This is a genomic window from Micromonospora sp. ZG13 (genome assembly GCF_059359355.1).
This window is the reverse complement of the sequence record NZ_JCADBQ010000009.1, coordinates 1-21,659: the sequence shown is the minus strand read 5'-3', so window position 1 is coordinate 21,659 and position 21,659 is coordinate 1. Positions and strand designations below refer to the sequence as shown.

The 21,659-nt window shown below is 74.3% G+C and carries 16 protein-coding genes, 1 tRNA gene and 1 pseudogene; 5 read left to right on the top strand and 13 right to left on the bottom strand.

The window, feature by feature from the left end:
* Window positions 1–44: 44 nt before the first annotated feature.
* The 9 genes and pseudogenes from AC5L34_RS19200 to AC5L34_RS19160 all read right to left on the bottom strand — a co-directional run bounded on the left by AC5L34_RS19200 (window position 45) and on the right by AC5L34_RS19160 (window position 11,239).
* Complete coding sequence (locus tag AC5L34_RS19200) at window positions 45–1,322, bottom strand: hemolysin family protein (protein WP_494826236.1); 1,278 nt, start codon at window positions 1,320–1,322, stop codon at window positions 45–47.
* 1 nt (window position 1,323) lies between these two features.
* Window positions 1,324–1,521, bottom strand: a complete 198-nt coding sequence (locus tag AC5L34_RS19195; protein ID WP_089000292.1) for a hypothetical protein — start codon at window positions 1,519–1,521, stop codon at window positions 1,324–1,326.
* A gap of 40 nt (window positions 1,522–1,561) precedes the next feature.
* Window positions 1,562–3,325 carry a selenocysteine-specific translation elongation factor gene (gene selB, locus AC5L34_RS19190; protein ID WP_441177935.1) on the bottom strand — a complete coding sequence of 588 codons (1,764 nt, stop codon included), beginning with the start codon at window positions 3,323–3,325 and terminating at the stop codon, window positions 1,562–1,564.
* 3 nt (window positions 3,326–3,328) lie between these two features.
* A complete protein-coding gene (gene selA, locus AC5L34_RS19185) occupies window positions 3,329–4,633 on the bottom strand; it encodes an L-seryl-tRNA(Sec) selenium transferase (protein ID WP_199184496.1) in 1,305 nt (434 codons plus the stop codon).
* A gap of 19 nt (window positions 4,634–4,652) precedes the next feature.
* Window positions 4,653–4,748 (bottom strand) — tRNA-Sec (locus AC5L34_RS19180).
* Between the two features lie 44 nt (window positions 4,749–4,792).
* A complete protein-coding gene (gene nrfD, locus AC5L34_RS19175; protein WP_441177934.1) occupies window positions 4,793–5,782 on the bottom strand; it encodes an NrfD/PsrC family molybdoenzyme membrane anchor subunit in 990 nt (329 codons plus the stop codon).
* Window positions 5,779–6,888 (bottom strand): 4Fe-4S dicluster domain-containing protein, encoded by a 1,110-nt coding sequence (locus tag AC5L34_RS19170; protein ID WP_441177933.1) that lies wholly within the window; start codon window positions 6,886–6,888, stop codon window positions 5,779–5,781. The genes nrfD and AC5L34_RS19170 overlap by 4 nt, the downstream gene beginning before the upstream one ends.
* 43 nt (window positions 6,889–6,931) lie before the next feature.
* Window positions 6,932–10,177, bottom strand: a pseudogene (fdh, locus tag AC5L34_RS19165) (formate dehydrogenase); the annotation flags it as partial.
* 462 nt (window positions 10,178–10,639) lie between these two features.
* On the bottom strand, window positions 10,640–11,239 hold the full coding sequence (locus AC5L34_RS19160) for a hypothetical protein (RefSeq protein WP_494826233.1): 600 nt from the start codon (window positions 11,237–11,239) through the stop codon (window positions 10,640–10,642).
* A gap of 698 nt (window positions 11,240–11,937) precedes the next feature.
* Here AC5L34_RS19160 and AC5L34_RS19155 point away from each other — a divergent pair.
* Both AC5L34_RS19155 and AC5L34_RS19150 read left to right on the top strand, forming a co-directional pair.
* A complete protein-coding gene (locus tag AC5L34_RS19155) occupies window positions 11,938–12,279 on the top strand; it encodes a hypothetical protein (RefSeq protein ID WP_441178252.1) in 342 nt (113 codons plus the stop codon).
* A complete protein-coding gene (locus AC5L34_RS19150; protein WP_441178251.1) occupies window positions 12,276–12,935 on the top strand; it encodes a nucleotidyl transferase AbiEii/AbiGii toxin family protein in 660 nt (219 codons plus the stop codon). Before AC5L34_RS19155 ends, AC5L34_RS19150 begins: the two co-directional genes overlap by 4 nt.
* Window positions 12,936–13,064: 129 nt before the next feature.
* On the opposite strand, the gene AC5L34_RS19145 is transcribed toward AC5L34_RS19150, so the two are convergent.
* Window positions 13,065–13,967 carry an SDR family oxidoreductase gene (locus AC5L34_RS19145; RefSeq protein WP_441178250.1) on the bottom strand — a complete coding sequence of 301 codons (903 nt, stop codon included), beginning with the start codon at window positions 13,965–13,967 and terminating at the stop codon, window positions 13,065–13,067.
* 212 nt (window positions 13,968–14,179) lie between these two features.
* Between AC5L34_RS19145 and AC5L34_RS19140 the strand changes: the two genes are divergently transcribed.
* On the top strand, window positions 14,180–15,970 hold the full coding sequence (locus AC5L34_RS19140) for a bifunctional metallophosphatase/5'-nucleotidase (RefSeq protein WP_494826230.1): 1,791 nt from the start codon (window positions 14,180–14,182) through the stop codon (window positions 15,968–15,970).
* A gap of 69 nt (window positions 15,971–16,039) precedes the next feature.
* On the opposite strand, the gene AC5L34_RS19135 is transcribed toward AC5L34_RS19140, so the two are convergent.
* From AC5L34_RS19135 to AC5L34_RS19125, 3 genes are all read right to left on the bottom strand, one after another.
* Entirely contained in the window at window positions 16,040–17,716 is a 1,677-nt protein-coding gene (locus AC5L34_RS19135; protein WP_494826229.1) for an ABC-F family ATP-binding cassette domain-containing protein, read from the bottom strand.
* Between the two features lie 274 nt (window positions 17,717–17,990).
* Window positions 17,991–18,182 (bottom strand): hypothetical protein, encoded by a 192-nt coding sequence (locus tag AC5L34_RS19130; RefSeq protein WP_441178247.1) that lies wholly within the window; start codon window positions 18,180–18,182, stop codon window positions 17,991–17,993.
* A 190-nt stretch (window positions 18,183–18,372) separates the two neighbouring features.
* Window positions 18,373–19,491, bottom strand: a complete 1,119-nt coding sequence (locus AC5L34_RS19125) for a geranylgeranyl reductase family protein (RefSeq protein WP_494826226.1) — start codon at window positions 19,489–19,491, stop codon at window positions 18,373–18,375.
* A 150-nt stretch (window positions 19,492–19,641) separates the two neighbouring features.
* Between AC5L34_RS19125 and AC5L34_RS19120 the strand changes: the two genes are divergently transcribed.
* A complete protein-coding gene (locus tag AC5L34_RS19120) occupies window positions 19,642–19,878 on the top strand; it encodes a hypothetical protein (RefSeq protein WP_101409940.1) in 237 nt (78 codons plus the stop codon).
* Between the two features lie 85 nt (window positions 19,879–19,963).
* Window positions 19,964–21,421 (top strand): MFS transporter, encoded by a 1,458-nt coding sequence (locus AC5L34_RS19115; protein WP_441178245.1) that lies wholly within the window; start codon window positions 19,964–19,966, stop codon window positions 21,419–21,421.
* Window positions 21,422–21,659 lie beyond the last annotated feature (238 nt).

Sequence of the window (21,659 nt, the reverse complement as noted above, 5' to 3'; positions counted from 1 at the left end):
ACCGAAGGTGGCGGTTCATTCCGTTTTCATCCCATCGGGGGCCGTCAGTCGCCGGCCGCGAAGCCGCGCAGCCGCACCCGGCGGATCACCCGGTCGGACACCTCCACCACCTCGACGGTCAGCCCCGGCAGGTGCACGGTCTCCCCCGGGCCGCTCGGCAGGTGCCCCAGCCCGGCCAGCACCAGCCCGGCCACCGTCGTGTACTCCCGCGACGGTCGGAAGTGCAGGCGTACGCCGACGTCGGGCAGGTCGTGCAGCGGGAAGTCGCCGGGCACCAGCAGCGAGCCGTCCGGTTCCTGGGTCGCCCCGGTCACGTCCCGGTCGGTCTCGTCGTACAGCTCCCCGACGACCTCCTCCAGCAGGTCCTCCATCGTGATCATGCCGTCGACGCCGCCGTGCTCGTCGACGACGAGGGCGAGCTGCTGGTGGCACGCCCGCAGTTCCCGCAGCGCGTCGGAGACGGGCAGGGTGCCCGGCAGCAGCAGCGGCGGGCGGGCCCGGTCGGCGACGGTCGCCGCGTCCGCTCCGACGAGTTCGCGGATGTGCACCACGCCGCGCACCTCGTCGAGCCCGCCCGGCCCGACGACCGGGGCGCGGGAGCGGCCGGCGGCGGCGAGCCGGCGCAGCCCGTCGGCGGCCGACAGCGTGGCGGGCAGCGTCGTCACGGCCAGCCGGGGCACCAGGATCTCCCGCAGCGTACGGCCGGCGATGTCGAACGCGCCGGTGAGGATCTCCCGCTGCTGCGGGGACAGGCCCCGCTGGCTGACCAGCATCTCCCGCAGCTCGTCCTCGGTCATCTCCGTACGGCTGGCCCGCGGGTCCCCGCCGGCCAGCCGCACCACCCCGTCGGTGGCCCTGCTCAGCAGCCAGACCGCCGGCCGGGACAGCCGGGCCAGCAGGTCCAGCGGGCCGGCGCTGAGCAGCCCCCAGCGCTCGGCGCGCTGCATCGCCAGCCGCTTGGGGGCCAGCTCGCCCACGACCAGCGTGACGAACGTCAGCAGCACGGTGACCAGGACGATCGCGACTCCCCGCGCGGCGCCGCCGAGGAAGCTCAGCGGCCCGACCAGCGGCTCGGCCAGGGACACCGCGGCCGCGGCGGAGGCGAGGAACCCGGCGAGGGTGATCCCGAGCTGGATGGTGGCGAGGTACCGGTTGGGGTCGCGCACCAGCCGCGCCAGCCGCTCCCCCGAGCGGCTGCGCCGGCCCAACTGCCGCACCTGCCCCTCGCGCAGCGTCACCAACGCCATCTCGCTGCCCGACAGGGCGGCGTTGATCAGCACCAGCACCGCCACCAGCGCGAGCTGGCCGAACTGCGCCCCCATGTCAGTCGACCTCCAGGTCGTCGAGGGAGATCTTGTGCGTCATCAGCCACCGGGCCAGCGCCGACATCCCGAACAGCCACAGCGGCGCGGACTCGGTGGTGCCGTTGGTCGCGAAGATCGCGAAACGCAGGTCCGGCGCCCGGTACGCCTCGATCCGCCACTTGTGCTGCCTGTCCCGCCAGACCGCGGAAGGGTCCATGGCGTCACGCTAGGCGACCGCCCACCCCGCCGGGGCGGCTTCAGGACCCGGCCGTGACCACGACCCGCGCGTCGTCGGGCAGCCGCCGGGTCACGCCGCGGCGGTCCAGGAGCTCCAGCAGCGGCACCGCGACCCGGCGGGTGGTGTCCAGCGCCCGCCGGGCGGCGCTGAGCGTGAACGGCTGGGGCAGCCCGGCCAGCACCCGTACGGCGTCGTCGGCCGCGCCGGGCAGCAGCACCACGTTCTCGGCCAGCCGCAGCAGCGCCCCCGCGCGTACGGCCGCGCCGATCTCCCGGGGACCCAGCCCCAGGTCGGCGAGGTGCTCGGCCTCGGGGGCGCGGAACGGGCGGTCGGCGTACTCGGCGCGGACCCGGGCCACGGCCCGGGCCACCGGCTCCGGCAGCGCGTCGACCGCCGACGCGGTGACCCGACCGGCGCGCAGCCGCAGCGGCGGTCGCACCAGCGCCTCGACCAGCGCCCGCTCGGGCAGCTCGAGGCGCTGGCGCAGCAGCTCGACCGGCGCCCCCGGCTCCAGCGGATGCTCCCGGGCGTGCCGGGCTACCTCCTCGACCAGCCGGGCGCCGAGGGCCCGCCAGTGCGCCGGGTCGGCCAACCAGTCGCCGGCGACCGGCCGGCCGGTGACCTCGACGCCGGTGCGGACCAGGTCGCCGGCCCGTGCCAGCCGCCGCCGGCGCAGCTCGCCGGCCAGGTCGGGGCGGCCGTCCATCGTCGCCAGTACGGCCGCGCGGGCGGCCGCCGCGCCCCGGCGGGTCAGCGGCGGCGGCGCGACGTCCAGCACGGTCACCCCGCCCGCGACGTGGTGCCGGCCCGGATCACGCAGCAACGCGCGGTCCCCGACCAGCAGCGGCAGCGGCCGGGCCAGCCGCAGCCGGGCGGTGTCGGCGCCGAGGGGCCGGACCCGGGCCGGCACGGCCGCCGCGCCGATGTACAGGGTCAGGGTGGCCGGCAGGTCCCCGGCGGCATCGGCGGCCAGCCGTACGTCCAGCAGGTCCGTGCGGTGGAACCGGCCGGGGGTGAGCAGCGCGTCGCCGCGGCCGAGGCGGTCGCGGGGCGTGCCGCGCAGGTTCACCGCCACCCGCGCTACCGCGGCGACCTCGGGCCGCGCCACGCCGAGGGAGTGCAGGCCGCGTACCCGCACCGGCTCCGCGCTGCCGGCCAGCTCCAGCTCGTCGCCCACCCGCAGCCGGCCGGCGCCGAGGGTGCCGGTCACCACGGTGCCGGCGCCCCGGACGGTGAAGGCGCGGTCCACCCACAGCCGCACCGGGGCGTCGGTGGGCGCGTCGGGCAGCCGGGCGGCGAGCCGGTCCAGCGCCGCGCGCAGCTGCGGCAGGCCGGCGCCGGTGACCGCGCTGACGGCGACCGCGTCGAGGCCGCCGAGGGAGGTGGCGGCCAGCTCCGCCCGGGCCTGCGCCGTCGCCGGCCCCGGGTCCGCCAGGTCCGCGCGGGTCACCACCAGCAGCCCGTACGCCACCCCGAGCGCGTCCAGCGCCGCCACGTGCTCGGCGGACTGCGGCATCCAGCCCTCGTCGGCGGCGACGACGATCAGCGCGGCGGGCACCGGGCCGACGCCGGCGAGCATGTTCGGCACGAACCGCTGGTGGCCCGGCACGTCGACGAACGCGACCGTCGCGCCCGAGGGCAGCGTGCTCCAGGCGAAGCCGAGGTCGATGGTCATGCCCCGGCGGCGTTCCTCGGCCCACCGGTCCGGTTCCATCCCCGTCAGCGCCCGCACCAGCGTCGACTTGCCGTGGTCGACGTGCCCGGCGGTGGCCACCACGAACACGGCTCAGCCCCGCCCGGGTACGCGCAGCACGGCGGCGCGCAGCGCCGCGTCGGCGTCGACGGGTACGCAGCGCAGGTCCAGCAGCAGCCGCCCCCGTACGACCCGGCCCAGCACCGGCGGGTCGCCGAGACGCAGCGGCCCCGCATAGTGCTCGGGCAGGGCGAGCGCCCAGGAGGGCAGCTCGACGCCGGGCGCGCCACCGCCGCCGACGACCGCCCCGGCGGGCACCACCTGCGCCTCGCACCCGTCGGCGGCGAGCGCGTCACGCAGCCGCTCGGTGCGCTCGCGCAGCGCGCCCGGGTCGGCGTGCAGCGCGGCCCGGGTGGGGGTGGCCGGGTCGCCGAGGGTGGCGGCCAGCGCGGCGAGGGTCAGCTTGTCCACTCGCAGCGCCCGGGCCAGGGGGTGGCGGCGCAGCCGCTCGACGAGGTCGGCGGCGCCGAGCAGCAGGCCGGCCTGCGGGCCGCCGAGCAGCTTGTCGCCGCTGGCGGTGACCAGCGCCGCCCCGGCCCGCAGGGTGGAGGCGGCGTCCGGCTCGGCGGGCAGCAGCGCATCGGGCGCGAGCAGCCCGGAGCCGATGTCGGCGACCACGGGGACGCCGAGGGTGGCCAGCGCCCGTACGGGCACGGCGGAGGTGAAGCCGGTGACCTGGAAGTTCGACGGGTGCACCTTGAGCACGAAGCCGGTACGGGGGCCGAGCGCGGCGGCGTAGTCGTCGAGGGTGCTGCGGTTGGTGGTGCCGACCTCGCGCAGCCGGGCGCCGGTGCTCTCCAGCAGGTCGGGCAGGCGGAACCCGTCGCCGATCTCCACCAGTTCGCCCCGGCTCACGACGATCTCGGCGTCGGCGGCCAGGGCGGTGGCGGCGAGCACCAGCGCGGCGGCGCCGTTGTTGACCACGTGCACCGCGCCCGCGTCGGGTACCGCCGCCGCGAGGGCGTCGAGGGCGTCGCGTCCGCGCCGGGCCCGCCGCCCGGTGCGCAGGTCCAGCTCGACGTCCGTGTGCCCGGTGGCCGCGGCGACCGCCGCGACGGCGGCGGGCGACAGCGCGGCGCGGCCCAAATTGGTGTGCAGCACCACCCCGGTGGCGTTGAGCACCGCCCGGGGCGTCGACGCGGGCAAGGCGGCCAGCGCGGCGTCGCGTACCGCCTCGGGGGTGATCTCGCCCCGGCGGGCGCGCTCCTGGGCGCGGTGGACGGCGGCCTTGACCCGCTCCCGACCGACGGTGACCGCCGCGGCGGCCAGCCGGGGGTCGGCGAGCAGCGCGTCGGTGCGCGGCACCCGCCGGCGCGGATCGGCCGCGACGTCCCCCATGGTCCCCTCTTCCGCAGCATGGCGGAGACGGACGGGAATCGAACCCGCCTGGCCCGGATCCCGGACCACACCGGTTTTGAAGACCGGGAGGGGCACCAGCCGCCTGAACGCCTCCACGCAGCAGTGAACCACAGGCCCGGCGGGCGGCCGTGGGCGGCGTCAGCCCTCGGCGGCGCGCCGCCGCTGGAGGCGCTCGCGCTGCGGCACCACCGTGTACTTCGGATCCTTCGCCGAGGCGACGCCGCCGTGGAAGATGCCGAACCGGGTCGCCACCGAGGCGCCCAGCAGGGCCGCACCGGACAGTGCGGAGAGCGTGCGACTGCGCCGGCCCAGCAGCGCGCCGGCCACCCCGACGGCGGTCAGGGCCCGTCCGGCGCGCAGCAGGCGACCGGCGGACCCGGTGCGGTAGGGCTCGCTGAGCAGCCCGAGCCGGGTCTCCACGCGGTGCGCGCCGTACAGCTCCAGGGCCGCGCCCGCCACCGCCATCCGCCGGGCGGGCCCGGCCTGCGCGGGCGGCGCGGCGATCAGCCCCACTCCCGCGCCGCTGGCCAGGGCGCTGCCCGCGAAGATGACCGGCAGTTCCGGGTACGCCTCGTGCCACGACGGCACGGCCGTGTCGGCCAGCAGCACCCCCGTGTACGTGGCGAGCGCCGGCGCGGTCGCCGCGGCGGCCAGCCCGGCGGCGTGCCCCACGGGCGGCAGCACCCGGCGGGCGAGGCCGGCCAACCCCCGCTCGGGCAGCCACGACGCGCCCTCGGCGACCGCCGCGACGCCGGCCGCCGGGCCGAACGCGCCGAGGATCCACGTACCCACGGACATGGGCGAGGTCGGCTTGGCCACCCGCAGCATGTGGTGGAACCGGGCGGGCCGGCCCAGGTCCCTGATCAGGAAGACGGTGCTGGCGGTGACGGCCGCCAGCGAGGTGACCCGGCCGGCGCGGCGAAGCGCGGGACGGCCGGTGAGCTGCCCGCCCGCGGCGAGCAGCGACGAGCCGGCGGCCAGCCCGCCGGTGAACAGGTACGCGGCGATGTCCCACTTCCAGACCGGCGCCTTGAGGATCGGGCGGCCGTAGTAGGAGGTGAACTCGGCCTCCGGGACGCGCAACTCCTCGCCGCCGCGCCGCCTGCGCCCACCACGCTCCGGACTCACGAGGAACCTCCCACGAACGCGGCCACGGCCGCCGCAGCCATCGCCAGCGCGGCCAGGCCGGCCCGCTTCCACATCTTCGGCAGGTCCCGCGTGGTGACCACCGGGTCCGGCGGCAGCCCGTACACCTCGGGCTCGTCGAGCAGCAGGAAGAACGCGCCGTCGCCGCCCACCCCGTCGCCCGGGTCGTGCCCGTAGAGCCGCGCCTCGGGCACGCCCCGCTCGTGCAGCGTCGCCACCCGGGCCGCCGCCCGTTCCCGCAACTCGTCGAGGGGCCCGTACTGGATCGACTCGGTCGGGCACGCCTGCGCGCAGGCGGGGGTCCCGCCGGCGCCGATCCGGTCGTAGCACAGCGTGCACTTCCACGCCCGGCCGTCGCCCTTACGCTGGTCGATGACGCCGTACGGGCAAGCGGAGATGCAGTAGCCGCAGCCGTTGCAGATGTCCTCCTGCACCACCACCGTGCCGAACTCGGTGCGGAACAGCGAGCCGGTCGGGCACACGTCGAGGCAGGCCGCGTGGGTGCAGTGCTTGCAGACGTCGGACATCATCAACCAGCGGAAGTCGGTGCGTCCCTCCGCGCCCCCGGCCCGCCCCGGCGGCTGCGCCCCCGGCATCCCCAGGAACTCCGGCCCGCCGCCCCGGCCGGCGGAGCCCGTGCCGGCGCCAGCACCGGTCGCCGGCCCCGGGTCGACGCCGGCGGCCATCCGCGCGGCCGCGTCCGCCGCGCCCGGCGGCACCCCCGGCTCGGTGCCGGTCGCGTTGCCGACGCCGGCGGCGACGGCCGCCGACGCGGCGCTGACCGACCCGCCCGTGGGCGTACCGGCGAACGGCGGGCTGCGGTGCCCGGCCGGTCGGGGCTGCTCGACGAACGCCACGTGCCGCCACGAGTTCGCGGTCAACGCGCCGGTGTTGTCGTACGACATGCCCAGCAGGTCCAGCCCCGAACCGGGGACGTCGTTCCACTCCTTGCAGGCCACCTCGCACGCCTTGCAGCCGATGCAGACGCTGGTGTCGGTGAAGAACCCCATCCGGGGCGGCGCGTCGGTCCAGCCCGCCTCGGGAGCGGGATCCAGCGGCCCGGACAGGCTGTGCGGGTCAGGAAGCATCGCGGCCCTCCCCGGCGCCGTAGGCGGGAGCCGGCGGGGGGAGCGCCCCCGGGGTGAGCGTCGGGGGCGGATGGCCGGGGACGATGCCCGCCCGCCGCTGGTAGTCGGCCACCAGGCCCAGCAGGGCCGGGCCGGTGGGCCGCCGCCCCGGCCGCACGTCACAGGTACCGATCTTGCTCTCCTGGATCAGCACGTTCGGGTCCAGGGTGATCCCGAACAGGTCGTTGGCCGAGTCGCCGGTCACCAGGCCCTCGAACCCGAAGTGGTACGGCAGCCACACCTGGTGGATGACCCGGCCGTCGACGCGCAGCGGGGTGAGCCGGTCGGTGATGAGCACCTTCGCCTCGATCACCGCCCGCCCGCTGACCAGGTGCGCCCAGCCCAGGTGCGCCAGGCCCGCCTCCGTCGCCAGTTCCGGGGACACCTCGACGAACATCTCCGGTTGCAGCTCCGCCAGGGGCCGCACCGTACGGCTCATCCCGCCCGCCGTGTGGTGCTCGGTGAGCCGGCTGACCGTGAACACGTACGGGAACACCTGACTGTGCTCCTGTGGCGGGCTCGGGTTCACCGAGTTCACCGGATGCGCGTACACCTTGCGGGTGGGGTTGGCCTGCTGCCGGTAGAACGGGTTGCGCACCGGCGACTCGGCCGGCTCGTAGTGCGTCGGCAGCGGGCCGTCGAGCACTCCGCTGGGCGCGTACAGCCAGCCCTTGCCGTCGCCCTGCATGACGAACGGGTCGTCGCCGGCGATCCCCTCCGGACCGGACGCGCCCTCGGGCGGCCGGTACGTCGGCGGCTTCGTACGCTCGAAGTCCGGCACGTCGTAGCCGGTCCACTGCCCGGCCGCCTGGTCCCACCAGACGTAGCGCTTACGTTCGCTCCACGGCTGGCCCTGCGGGTCGGCGGAGGCGCGGTTGTAGAGGATGCGCCGGTTCGCCGGCCACGCCCAGCCCCACTCGGCGGCCACCCAGTCCTGCTCGTGGCGCGACCGACGCCGCGCCGCCTGGTTGACGCCGTCGGCGTACACCCCGGAGTAGATCCAGCAGCCCACGGCGGTGGAGCCGTCGTCGCGGGCCTCGGCGAACGCGGACAGCGGGCGACCCGTCGCCACCTCGTAGCCGTTGATCTCGCGCAGCACCGCCTCGGCGCTCGGCTCGGCGTGCGGGCCGTGCGTGGGATAGTCCCAGGCCAGGTCGAGCAGCGCCCGGTCGCGCGGCAGGTCGGAGCCGGCCAGCTTCTCCCGCAGCCGCAGCCCGAGGTGGTAGAAGAACCACAGCTCGGAGCGGGCGTCGCCCGGCGGGTCCACGGCCTTCTCCCGCCACTGCAACAGCCGCTGGGTCTGGGTGAAGGTGCCCTCCTTCTCCACGTGCGAGGCGGCCGGCAGGAAGAACACCTCCGTCCTGCACTGCTCCGGCACGATCTCGCCGGTGGCGACCTCGGGGCTGTTGCGCCAGAACGTGGCGCTCTCGATCATGAACAGGTCGCGGACCACCAGCCAGTCGAGGTTGGCCATGCCGAGGCGCTGCGCCCGGCCGTGCGCCGAGCCGACCGCCGGGTTCTGGCCGAGCAGGAAGTAGCCCCGCACCTTCCCGTCGATCATGTTCAGCACCTGCTGGTACGTCCCGTGGTCACCCGTCATCCGGGGCAGGTACCCGTAGCAGAAGTCGTTCCCCGGCGTCGCCGCGTCCCCCCAGTACGCCTTCAGCAGGCTCGCCGCGTAGGCGCGGGCATTGCCCCAGAAACCCTTCTGACCGGGGTGGCGGATGCTGTCCACCCACTCGTCGAAGGTGGGGTGGTCGGCGTGGTGCGGCATCGGCAGGTAGCCGGGCAGCAGGTTGAACAGCGTCGGGATGTCGGTGGAGCCCTGGATGCTGGCGTGCCCCCGCAGCGCGAGGATGCCCCCGCCGGGGCGGCCCATGTTGCCCAGCAGCAGCTGGATGATCGCGCCCGTACGGATGTACTGCACGCCGACGCTGTGCTGCGTCCACCCCACCGAGTAGATCAGCACGCCGGTGCGTTCCCGACCCGAGTTGGCCGTCCACGCCTCGGCCAGCTCCAGGAACTTCTCCCGCGGAATGCCGCAGACCCGCTCCACCATCTCCGGCGTGTAGCGCGCGAAGTGCCGCTTGAGGATCTGGTAGACGCAGCGCGGGTGCTGCAACGTCTCGTCCCGCTCGGTCTGCCCGCCGACCTGGGCGCCGTGCGACTCGTGGCGCAGCCCCGCGGCGGTGTCGCGCTCCTTGGCGGTGTGGCCACTGCCGGAGTCCGACTCGTGGCCCGCGTACTGCCAGGAGTCCTGGACGTAGCTGCCCGTCTCCGGGTCGAAGCCGGAGAAGAAGCCGTCGCCGTCCTCGGTGTCGACGAAGCGCTCGCTGACGATCGTCGCGGCGTTCGTGTACGCCAGCACGTACTCCCGGAAGTCCAGCTCGTTCTCCAGGATGTGCCGCACCACGCCACCGAGCAGCGCGATGTCGGAGCCCGCGCGGATCGGCAGGTACGTGTCGGCCAGCGCGCTCGTGCGGGTGAACCGCGGATCGACGTGGAACACCCTGGCGCCACGCCGCTTGGCCTCCATCACCCACTGGAAGCCCACCGGGTGGGCCTCGGCCATGTTCGAGCCCTGGATGATGACGACGTCAGCGTTGGCGACGTCCTGCTGGAAGTCCGTCGCGCCACCGCGACCGAAGCTGGCCCCCAGACCGGGGACGGTGGCGGAGTGTCAAATGCGCGCCTGGTTCTCGATCTGGAGCGCCCCCATCGCCGTGAACAACTTCTTGATGAGGTAGTTCTCCTCGTTGTCCAGCGTCGCGCCACCCAGGCTGGAGATGCCCAGCGTACGGTTCAGCGGCCGGCCCTGGGCGTCCACGTCCTCCCAGGTCTCGGCGCGGGCGGCGAGGATCCGGTCGGCGATCATGTCGAGCGCGACGTCGAGCTCCAGGTCCTCCCACTCCGTGGCGTAGGGCCGCCGGTAGCGGACCTTCGTCTGCCGCAGCGGACTGGTCACGAGGCTCTTGCTGGCCGACCCCTTCGGGCACAGCCGGCCCCGGGAGATCGGGCTGTCCGGGTCGCCCTCGATCTGGGTGACCGCGCCGTCCTTCACGAAGACGCGCTGGCCGCAGCCCACCGCGCAGTAGGGGCAGACCGAGCGGGCCACGCTGTCGGCGGCTTCGGTGCGGGGAGTCAGCTCCGCCGACCGGCCCGACTGCGCCGCGGCGCCCCGGCCCAGCGGGTCGGTGCCGGTGAGTTGCCGGTAGACCGGCCAGCCCTGGATGAAGGTCCGCAGGCCCACGCGACACCCCCTCTCCCGGCCCGTGCGACGTCGCCACCATGAACATAGGCCAGGCCGCCGGGCACCGCGACCCGTCCCCACCGATCACGACCCCCACGCCCACGTCCGCGCACCGGCTCACCACCCCGACGCTCACGTCCGCGACCGGCGGTCGGCCCCGCCAGGGGTACGGACACCAGACGACACGACGCCGCCCCCGGGCCCTGAGGCTCGGGGGCGGCGCTGGTATCGGTGTGCAGGTCGCCTCTCGGCGAGTGGCGCGACGCGGCTCCAGCCGGACGGTATTCCGCGAAGGCAATTTAGGTGAGGCCCGGGGACACTGGACACACCGACACCTCATTCAACCAGCCGGCGGGCCGCGATGTTCCCCCGGCGGTGGATGTGCCGCTGGCCGGCACCCCGGGTTCGGGTGCCGGCCAGCGATCCCCCTTGTGGTGGAAAGTCGGTGTCCGTGGTTCTGTGTCAGCTGTTCCAGTGCTCGGCGACCAGGTCGGCGGCCTGCTGCTCCCACTGGGCGCAGTGGTCCGGGTAGGCCGACACCTGCACGGTCTGCGCGGCCTTGGTCAGGGGCATGTCCTGCCACCCGTCGACCTGCTTGAGGCCCTTGAGGAACGCGGTGGTCGAGTACTCGGGGTCGGTGATCTGCTCGACCGTGCCCCACCCGGAGGACGGGCGCTGCTGGAACAGGCCCTGCGAGTCGTGGTCGTTGCGGTCACCCAGGTGACCCAGGTTCTCCAGCTTCGACTCCTGCAACGCCGTCGCGATCGACACCACCGCGGCGCGCTCGTCCATGCCGGCCTTCTTCGTCGCCGCGATGATCGCCTTCACGTTGTCGACCTGCTCGTCGGACAGGTCGATGCGCGACTGCGCGCCCTGCACACCGTGCGGAATCAGCTTCGCCTTGTCCACCGACGGCTTGTCGGCCTGCACGGCGGCGACGGCGACAGCCGTGGTGTCCACGCTCGGGGTGTGGGTGGTGTCGGTCATCGGGCCGGCGGCCACACCACCGGCGAACGCGAGACCGGCGATACCGAGAACGCTGTTACGGATGATCGTGTTCATCACAGATGCTCCATTCGGGGGTTGGCACCCACACGCCGAAAAGGGGGATCGGCTTTCGCGCGGGTGCAAGCACCGTCCGGCGCCCAAGAAGATCAGGGGATCTCCAGTCGAACCGGAGGGATCTCCGGCGTCGTACCAGAGGAAAGATCAGCTCGGCCGTGCCCGGCCGGATGCTCGAACCTGTGCGGCTCGGAAGAGGCCGGCTGTTTCGCGGGGCGGGGGTTGCCCTCACGTCGGCCGGACCATGTGTAACGACCACCGGCCCGCCAACATTCCGGGCCCCGGGGCCCGGAATCGCGTCGGGGCGGCGTGGCCTTGCTCGGTCGTACGCAGGGTGTAACGACCCCACCCCGCCCACGATTCCGCCCCCACGATGCCCCGGTCACAGGCCGAAACCGGACATCCCGCACCCCGGGAACTTGACCACCCCAGGCCTGACCAAGCCCACCCGGACACCGACGCCGGAGCCGGACACGCGACGCAAGCGGGGGCAGGTGGCGATTCGCGAGATCTTGGTGCGGATCGGCCCCTGGAGGGGCACGTTCCTACCAAGATCTCCCCGAACCGGAACGGAACCGGAGCCGCAGTCGGATCTCCGCCACAAAGCCAGGCACCGATGGACGAGACGCGACCACAACACCCCCGACCCGGCCGGAACCGCAGTCCCAAGCGGCCCGACCTGGGGTTACCCTGACAGCATGCAGGCCCTCTCCCCCGCACCGACCCGCGCGGCCCACCTGGCCCGCCCGGGCCGGCCCGCCGTGGTGGCCCACACGCTCGCCGAGCTGACCGGCCCCACCCGTGGTGTGGTGGAGCTGCCGGTGCGGCTGATGTGGAACGCGGACCGCACCTTCGACCTGGGCGATCCGGACGAACTGCTCTGGATGTACGAGAACGTGCTGCGCGAGACCACCCGCGCGGAGGACCTCCGGCTGCTCATCGACGGGCGCACGCTGCGCCGGGTGTGGCGGCTGCTCAACCTGCCCCGGGGCGTACGCCAGGCGTGGGAGAGCCGCCACCGGGGGCTGCGTACGGCGTGAGCAGCGCGCACCCGCACGAGTTCTACCGCGAGGTGGCCCGGGTGGCGTTGTCCGCCGCGGGGCCGTACCGGTTCGTGCTCGGCGGCGGGGTGGCGTGGGCCGCGCACGGGCTGGTCACCCGCCCGACGGAGGACGTGGATCTCTTCGCGGATGTGGAGGGGGCCGCCGCCGCGGCGGCGGACGGGGTGCGGGCGGCCCTGGAGCGAGCCGGGTTCGGGGTGACCGACGCCGACCCGGACAGCGAGTTGGCCGAGCTGTTCGAGGGCTTCGACCGGGACCTGCGGGACTTCGTGGTGAGCCGGGACGGGCGACTCATCCGGCTCAGCCTGGCCCGCCTGGACCGGCACCGCAGCCCGGTGGTCATGGATCTCGGGCCCGTGATGGACGTGCGGGACCTGATGGCGAACAAGACGGCCGCCCTGGTCAACCGGCGGGAGGTCCGGGACTACATCGACGTCGCAGCCGCCCTCGAGCACCATGACGTGGCGGAGTTGCTGGAGTTGGCCCGCCAACTCGACCCGGCCCTGGACGACGAGGACGTACGGGCAGCCGGCCGCTACCTGGACCGGCTGCCCGACCGCCGCTTCGCCCGTTACGGCCTGGACCCCGCCGCCATAGCCCAGGTCCGCACCCGCCTGGCCCCCTGGCCCCGCTGACCCCAGCCCCACCCACCCCCGTCCGAACATGCACCTGTGGTGCCGCGCGAAAAGTGCGAGTCGCCACCTCCCGCCCACCACAACTGCGTGCTCGACGCCGAGGGCAGGGGCGAGGGGGGTGTGGCGGGGTCACTTCGTGGGGCGGCCGCCCGTCACGCCGAGGATCTCGCCGGTGACGTAGCTGGACTCCTGGGAGGCGAAGAAGACGTACGCCGGGGCCAGCTCGGCCGGCTGGCCCGGGCGGCCCTCCGGGGTGTCCTGGCCGAACTTCTCGACCTTCTCCTGCGGCATGGTGGCCGGGATGAGCGGCGTCCAGATCGGACCGGGCGCCACCGCGTTCACCCGGATCCCCCGCTCGGCCAGGTCGGCGGCGAGCGCCTTGGTGAAGTTGGCGATCCCCGACTTGGTGGTGGCGTAGTCCAGCAGCTGCGGCGACGGGTCGAACGCCTGGATCGACGACGTGTTGATGATCGCCGAACCCTCGGGCAGGTGCGGCACGGCCGCCCGGCAGAGCCAGAACATCGCGTACAGGTTGGTCTTCAGCACGCGGTCCAACTGCTCGTCGCTGATGCCGAGGATGCCGTCCTCCTGCGCCATCTGGTAGGCCGCGTTGTTGACCAGGATGTCGATGCCGCCGAGGTCGCGTACGGCCCGCTCGATCAACTCCTGGCAGTGCCGCTGGTCGGTGATGTCGCCGCGTACCGCGATGCCCCTGCGGCCGGCCTCCTCGACGAGCCGGACGGTCTCCCAGGCGTCGGCGTCCTCCTCCTCGCCCAGGTAGGAGATGAGCACGTCGGCGCCCTCCCGGGCGTACGCGATGGCGATGGCGCGGCCGATGCCGGAGTCGCCACCGGTGATGACCGCCCGCCGCCCCTCGAGCTTGCCGCTGCCGCGGTACGACTCCTCGCCGTGGTCCGGCTTCGGGGTCATCTCCTGAGTCGACCCGGGCGGCGTCTGCTGCTGCTTCGGTTGTCCCTCCTGCTGGCCGTACTGGCTGGTGGGGTCCTGCTGGGTGTGCTGGTCCTCGGTCACCGACGTCTCCTCGCGCACCGGTCGGGTGTGGGTCTTCCACCGCCCTACCCTGCGGCGGCGAGCGGAAACGACCGGCCCGGTGTTACACCGGCGGGCCCGTACGCGCCGGTGGGATGAAACACCCGGGGCTGCTGTGGCAGCAGTGGCGGGGGCTCGTTTATGGTGCGCTCGGCGCTCACCGGGCGTCGCGAACCCCCACGGAAGGGCACCTCATGACCTCTCCCTCCGGCCCGTCGCGTCGGACGGTGCTCGCCGCCGCGGCCGCGGCGGCGAGCGTCCCGCTGATCGCCGCCACCCCCGCCCAGGCGGCCGGCGCGGCCCGGTCGCGGACCTGGGACCTCACGATCCTCGGCACCTCGGACACCCACGGCAACGTCTACAACTGGGACTACTACTCCGACGCCGAGTACGACGACAGCAAGCACAACGACGTCGGCGTCGCCAAGCTGGCCGCCCTCGTCAAGCAGATCCGCGCCGAGCGGCGCGGCAAGGCGACGCTGGTGCTCGACGCCGGCGACACCATCCAGGGCACCCCGCTCGCCACCTTCTACGCCAAGCAGGAGCCGATCACCAGCACCGGTGAGACGCACCCGATGGCCAACGCGATGAACGTGCTCGGCTACGACGCCGTGACGCTCGGCAACCACGAGTTCAACTACGGCCTGCCGCTGCTGGCGAAGTGGATCTCGCAGCTGGGCTTCCCGGCGCTGGCCGCCAACGCCGTCAACGTGGCCACCGGCAAGCCGGCCTTCCTGCCGTACGTCATCAAGAAGGTCTCCGTCGGCTTCGCCGCGCCGCCGCTGCGCGTCGGCATCCTCGGCCTGACCAACCCGGGCAGCGCGATCTGGGACCGGGCCAACGTCGAGGGCAAACTGCGGTTCGACGATATGATCGCCACCGCGGCGAAGTACGTGCCGATCATGCGGGCGCGCGGCGCCGACATCGTGCTGATCTCCGCCCACGGCGGCGACAGCGGCACCTCCAGCTACGGCCCCGAGCTGCCGATCGAGAACCCGACGGCGCTGATCGCCCAGCAGGTCCCCGGCATCGACGCGATCCTGTTCGGCCACGCCCACGCCGAGGTCGCCGAGAAGTTCGTGACCAACGAGCGTACCGGCGAGCAGGTGCTGCTCACCGAGCCGTCGAAGTGGGGCCAGCGGCTGAGCCGGATGGACTTCACGCTCACCCGCGAGCGGGGTAGCTGGAAGATCACCAAGAAGACCGCCGCCCTGTTGAACACCAACACGGTGGTCGAGGACCCGAAGGTCCTCGCGGCCGTGCGGGCGCAGCACCAGAAGACCGTGGCGTACGTCAACCAGGTTGTCGCCCGCTCCACCGTGGAGCTGTCGGCGGCCGAGAGCCGCTACAGGGACACCCCGATCCTGGACTTCATCAACCACGTCCAGACCGAGGTCGTCGGTCAGGCGCTGGCCGGCACGTCGTACGCGGACCTGCCGGTGCTGTCGATCGCGGCGCCGTTCAGCCGCACCGCCGTCTTCCCCGCCGGCGACGTGAAGATCCGCGACGTGGCCGGGCTGTACGTCTTCGACAACACCCTCGAAGCCGTCGTACTCAGCGGCGCCGAGGTGCGCACCTACCTGGAGTACTCGGCGAAGTACTTCCGGACCCTCGCCCCGGGCGCCCCGGTCGACCCGGCGACGATCAGCGACCCGGCCGTGCCGGACTACAACTACGACGTCGTCTCCGGCCTGGACTACGACATCGACATCTCCAAGCCGGTGGGCCAGCGCGTCACCCGCCTGGTGCTGCCCGGCACCGACACGCCGGTGGCGGACAACGCGCAGTTCGTGGTGGCGGTCAACAACTACCGGCGCAGCGGCGGCGGCAACTTCCCCGGCATCGTCAAGACCCAGGTCTACAACGAGCAGCAGGAGATCCGCCAGCTGCTGATCGACTGGGCGCAGGCCAGGGGCACCATCGACCCGGCCGACTTCCACCAGCCGAACTGGCGGCTGGTACGCGAGGGCGTGCCGGTCTTCTGATCCAGCGCCGGACGGGCCGTGGGCGGATCGCCCACGGCCCGTCCGGGTGTCCGGCCGGATGAAGCCGGATCAGCGTGGGTCGCGGCCGGCGGCCATGCCCCCGAGCTCCAGGCGCGGCCAGTCGGCGAGGTCCCGCAGCAACTGCCGGTCGTGCGTGGCCACCACCACGGCGGCGCTCGTCTCGCGGATCGCCGCCGTCAACTCGTCCACCAGCGCCGACGACAGGTGGTTGGTCGGCTCGTCGAGCAGGATCAGCCCGGGCCGCCCGGCCAACGCCAACGCCAGGTCGAGGCGCCGCTGCTGCCCCTGCGACATCCGCCCGACCGGCGTGCGCATCGCCTCGGAGTCCAGCAGCCCCAGCGCCCCGAGCCCGACCGTCTCGGCGTCGCGGAGCACCCCGCGGGCCACCAGCCGCCCCACGTGACGGGCCTGCACCTCACGCGCGGTGAGGCCGGGGTCGTGCTCGGCGGTCTCCTGGGTGACCAGGGCGATCCGTGCCCCGGTCGCCCTCCACACGTGCCCGGCCGTGGGTTCGAGCGCCCCGGCCAGGACCGCGAGCAGCGTGGACTTTCCGGCACCGTTCGCTCCGGTGACCAGCAGCCGGTCACCGCCGTCGAGGCTGAGGTCGACGGGACCCGCCAGGCGCCCGTCGACGACCACGCCGTACGCCCGCACCTGTGGCGCCCCCGGGCGGGCGCCCAGGTCCGGCCACCGCAACGTCGGCGGCGGCTCCGGCACGTCGATCCGGTGTGCCCGCAGGGCGTCCTGCTGCCGGTTCAGCGCCTGCACGACGCCCGGCGCGCGGGACTGGCGCTGGTGCTTGCCGGTTCCCTTGTCCGGCCGCCAGCCGGTGGAGAGCCGGTCGCGGGCCTTCGCCACCGCGTCCGTCAGCCGGCGATGCTCGGCCTGCTGCTCGTCGTAGTCCTGCTCCCACGATTCGCGGTCACGCCGCCGGGCGTCCTGCCAGGCGTCGTAGCCGGCGGCGTACAGGCGCGGCGTCCGGTCGCGGGTCGGGTCGAGGTCGAGGAACCGGTCCGCGACGTCGCGCAGCAGCGCCCGGTCGTGGCTGACGACGGCGAGGCCGCCGCCGTGCTCGCGCAGCCTGCGGGTCAGGAAGTCCAACCCGTCGGCGTCGAGGTGGTTGGTCGGTTCGTCGAGCAGCAGCACGTCGTGGCGCGCGCCGAGCAGGCAGGCCAGCCGTACCCGGTAGCGCTGCCCGACCGAGAGCGTCGACAGCGCACGCCGGCGGTCCGTGCACGCACCCAGGGCCTCGAGCGCGACGTCGACGCGACGCTCGGCGTCCCACGCGTCGAGGCCGGTGGCGTCGTCGAGCGCGGCGGCGTAGCGGTCCCCGGCACCGGGATCGCCGGCCGCCAGGGCCCGGGACGCCTCGTCCAACGCGGCGAGGGCCGCGAACGACGCGGCCAGCGCCTCCGAGGTCAGGGTGCCGACGGTCGCGCCGTCGCGCACGGCCAGTTCCTGGCGGGCCAGGCCGATCGTGCCCGCCCGGTACACGGTGCCCTCGTCGGGCGCGATCAGGCCGGCGAGAACGTGCAGCAGCGTCGTCTTGCCGCGGCCGTTCTCGCCGACGACGGCGACCCGCGACCGGGCGGAGACGGTCACCGACACGTTGGTCAGGACCCGGCGGGACCCACGGACGACGGTGACGCCGTCGGCGCGGACGTGTGCGACGCCGCCCGGGGTGACGGGCGGGGAGATGGCTTCGGGGTTCGGGGTGAGGTTCAACGGTGCTCCGCAGCTCGTGGTGGAGCCGGGCAGCAGCAGGCGGCCGCCCGGCGGGAACCGGGACGGCGAGCGCGGATTCAGCAGAGGGAAGGCGCCGCCGTCAGCGGGCGGAGCGGACCTTCTGCGACCAGATACCTCGTGCCATGGCGGCAACCTTAGCAGCGCCGACGCGGCGACCCCGCCCGGTTTTCACCCGGCGCGGGGCGTCGGCGGGTCCCCGTCGTCGGTGGACCGGCTTCGAGCGGAGTGACCGTTTCAGCTCCCGTGGCGTCGGTCAGGCCCCGTTCCGCAGGTCCCACCGGTCGCGCTCGTCGCCCGGATCCGGCTGGTCCCGCCGCGGGTCGGTCTCGGTCAGCGCGGTCCGCTCCTCCGGACGGACCGCGGGCGGCAGCTCGCCGAAGCGCACGTGCCGCAGGAAGCGGTACTCGTCGTCGGTGAACGACACCCCGGAGTGGTCCTCTGCCATGGCTGCTCTCCCTCGACGTCATCATTCTGTGCGGTGGATGGCGTCGAGCGCCACCACCGCTAGGGCATCCTAGGATCCTGGGTGGAACGGTGGGGCGGGCTCCGGTCGGCCCCTCGCCAGGTCGTCCGCTCGACGGCCCGGCCGAGCCGGGCGGGTCACGCGGCCGGGAACGACCTCCGGACCACCTGCCCTACCGGTCCAGCAGCGCCAGGGCCGCCCGGACCGGGGCGCGGTCCAGCGTCTCGTCGAAGCTCGCCCGGCCCTGACAGAACCGCACGAACATCCGCCAGCCCGGCGGGGTGGCCAACAACGCGTGGAAGACCTCCGGCCGCCGGGCGAACACGTCGAGCAGCCGATGCCCGGCGCGCATCGACGGCACCAGGTCCCGGGCGACCGCGCGCTCGTACCCCGCCAGGTCACCGGCCGCGACCGCCGCGCCGGCCAACTCGCCGGAACGCAACGCGTAGCTGATCCCCTCCCGGCTCCACGGCTCCAGCAGCCCGGCCGCGTCGCCCGCGACCAGCACCCGCCCCCGGCGCAGCGGCGAGTCCTCGGTCCGGCAGCGCGTCAGGTGACCGGAGTCGTGCGCCGGCTCCACCCCGGACAGGCCCAGCCGCTCGACGAACCCCCGCAGGTAGGCCCTGGTCCGCTCCCCCTCACCCCGGGCCGCGATCACGCCGACCGTCAGCCGGTCGCCCTTCGGAAAGACCCAGGCGTACGAGCCCGGCAGTCGGCCCCAGTCCAGCAGGAGGCGGCCCCGCCAACGGGCCTGCTCCCGCGGCGACACGGGCAGCTCCAGCTCCAGCCCCAGGTCCACCTGCCGGTAACGGGCCCCCACGTGCCGTGCGGTCACGCCCGAGGAACCGTCCGCCCCGATCACCGCCCGCGCGTGCACCGTGTCCCCGTCGGCGAGCCTGAGGCGTACGACGTCGGGGTCCTGCTCGACGGCGCGGACCGCGACCCGCTCGCGGACCTCGGCGCCGGCGGCGACCGCGGCGGCGCGCAGCCGGTCGTCGAACTCCTCCCGGCGCACCATGCTCACCAGCGGCCCGCCGCGATGGTGGCGGGTGAACCGGCGCCGCCCGTCCCGGGTGAACGTCACCCGGTCGACCCGGTCGTGCGCCGGCACCTCGATCCGGCCGGCCACCGCCGCCAGCGACGTGCCGATCAGGCCGCCCCCGCAGGTCTTGTAGCGCGGGTGTGCGGCGCGCTCGACGACCAGCGTGCGCAGGCCGGCGCGGGCGGCGGCGCGGGCGGCGGTGAGCCCGGCGGGGCCGGCGCCGACGACGGCGAGATCCCAGACGATCACTGGTGCAGCCTAGGGCAACCCCCGGCGCGCGGGCAGCGTCGGCGCGACCGGCGGCACCGCCCGATCGGGTGGGCATCTTCGGACGCCCACCGGGTAACCGCGCGGCGCAACCGCCCGCACGGGGGCGGGACAGGCGAAGGAGGAAGGGCCATGCGGCAGGTGCAACTGTCGGATGTCGAGGAACGGGTGTACGACGCGGTCGCCGCGCTGGAGGCCCGGGGGCAGGTGCCGTACCCGGACCTCATCGCCGAGGAGGCCGGCCTCACCGAGGAGCAGTTGCGCGAGCCGCTGCACCAGCTCACCGAGAAGAACCTGTTGCACCGGGAGGACTCCCCCATGGCCGGGCTGGACTTCGGACCCCGGTTCTGTGCCCGCCAGATGGCGTGAGCCGTCGCCCGACACGTGATGGTTCGCCTCCCGGGGACCGGGGTAGCGCTCAGCGATGCCCGATCACCGGTCCACGGGAGGCACGATGAGCCCGGCGGGTACGCCACCGGCCGAACCCGCCGCGTCCCCGTACGACCGGCGGCGCTGGCAGGCCCTCGGGGTCGGGCTGGTCGCCGCCTTCATGACGCTGCTCGACGTCAGCATCGTCAACGTCGCCGTACCGTCGATGGACCGTTCGCTCGGCGCCTCCCCCAGTGACCTGCAGTGGGTGCTGTCCGGGTACGCGCTGACGTTCGGGCTGGTGCTGGTCTCCGCCGGCCGCTTCGGCGACGCGCGCGGCCGGCGTGCCGCGTTCGTCTTCGGGATCGCCCTGTTCACGGTGGCCAGCGCGCTGGCCGGACTGTCCCCCTCCCCCGCCTGGCTGATCGCGGCCCGGTTGCTCCAGGGCGCCGCCGCCGGCGTGGTCAACCCGCAGGTCACCGGGCTGATCCAGGAGCTCTTCCAGGGCCCCGAGCGGGGCCGCCCGTTCGGGCTGCTCGGCGCCACCATCGGCATCTCCACGGCCGTCGGCCCGCTGCTCGGTGGCCTGCTGATCGCTGTCGGCGGCGAGGAGCACGGCTGGCGCTGGGTGTTCTTCGTCAACGTGCCGGTGGGCGTCCTGGCGGTGGTCCTCGGCTGGCGGCTGCTCCCCGCCCGACCGGCCGGCCCACGCGATCACCGGCGGCTGGACCCCGTCGGGGTGCTGCTGCTCGGCGCCGGAGTGCTGCTCGTGCTGTTGCCGCTGGTGCAGCAGGAGTGGCGGAACCCGGTGAAGTGGCTGCTCGTGCCCGTGGGGCTGCTCACCCTGGCCGGCTTCGGGGCGTGGGAACGGTGGTACGCCCGACGCCAGGAACCACTGTTCGACCTGGGGCTGTTCGGCTTCCGGTCGTACGCCCTGGGTTCGCTGATCGCGCTGGTCTACTTCGGCGGGTTCACCGCGATCTTCTTCATCTTCACGCTCTTCCTCCAGAACGGCCTCGGCTACAGCGCGCTGATCGCCGGCCTGGCCATCACCCCGTTCGCGCTGGGCTCGGCCGCGGCGTCGGCGCTCGGAGGCCGGATCGTCGACCGCTTCGGGCGCCCACTGGTCGCGGTCGGGCTGCTCACCGTGGTGGTCGGGCTCGGCGCGGTGGTCGTCGTACTCGAACTGGCCCCCAGCGGCGTACCCGTGCCGTGGCTGACCGCCGCCCCCCTGCTGGTCGCCGGGCTGGGCAGTGGCCTGGTGATCGCGCCGAACCAGACCCTGACGCTGTCCCAGGTGCCGGTGCGGCAGGCGGGCAGCGGGGCGGGCATGCTCCAGACCGGCCAGCGGATCGGTTCCGCCGCCGGCATCGCCGCCGTCGGCTCGGTCTTCTTCTCCTCGCTGGCCGCCAGCGACGGGGACTTCCCGCTCGCGTTCCGGCACTCGCTACTGCTGGCCGCCGGGGTGATCGCCCTCGCGCTGGTCGCGGCCCTGGTCGACGTCACCCTCGGCCACCGCCGTCACGACGGCCGCCGCCCCTGACGGGCGTCACGACGGCCGGCGCGCCGGCGGGTACGGCTCCCGCCTGCGCAACCGGGCCGGCTCCGCGCTTCCCGGCTGCCGGGCATGCGTCTGGCCGGCACCCCGGGTGGGGTGCCGGCCAGCGGCAGTCGTTCACACTGCTCGGGTCAGCTGTTCCAGTGCTCGGCGACCAGGTCGGCGGCCTGCTGCTCCCACTGGGCGTAGTGGTCCGGGTAGGCCGACACCTGCACGGTCTGCG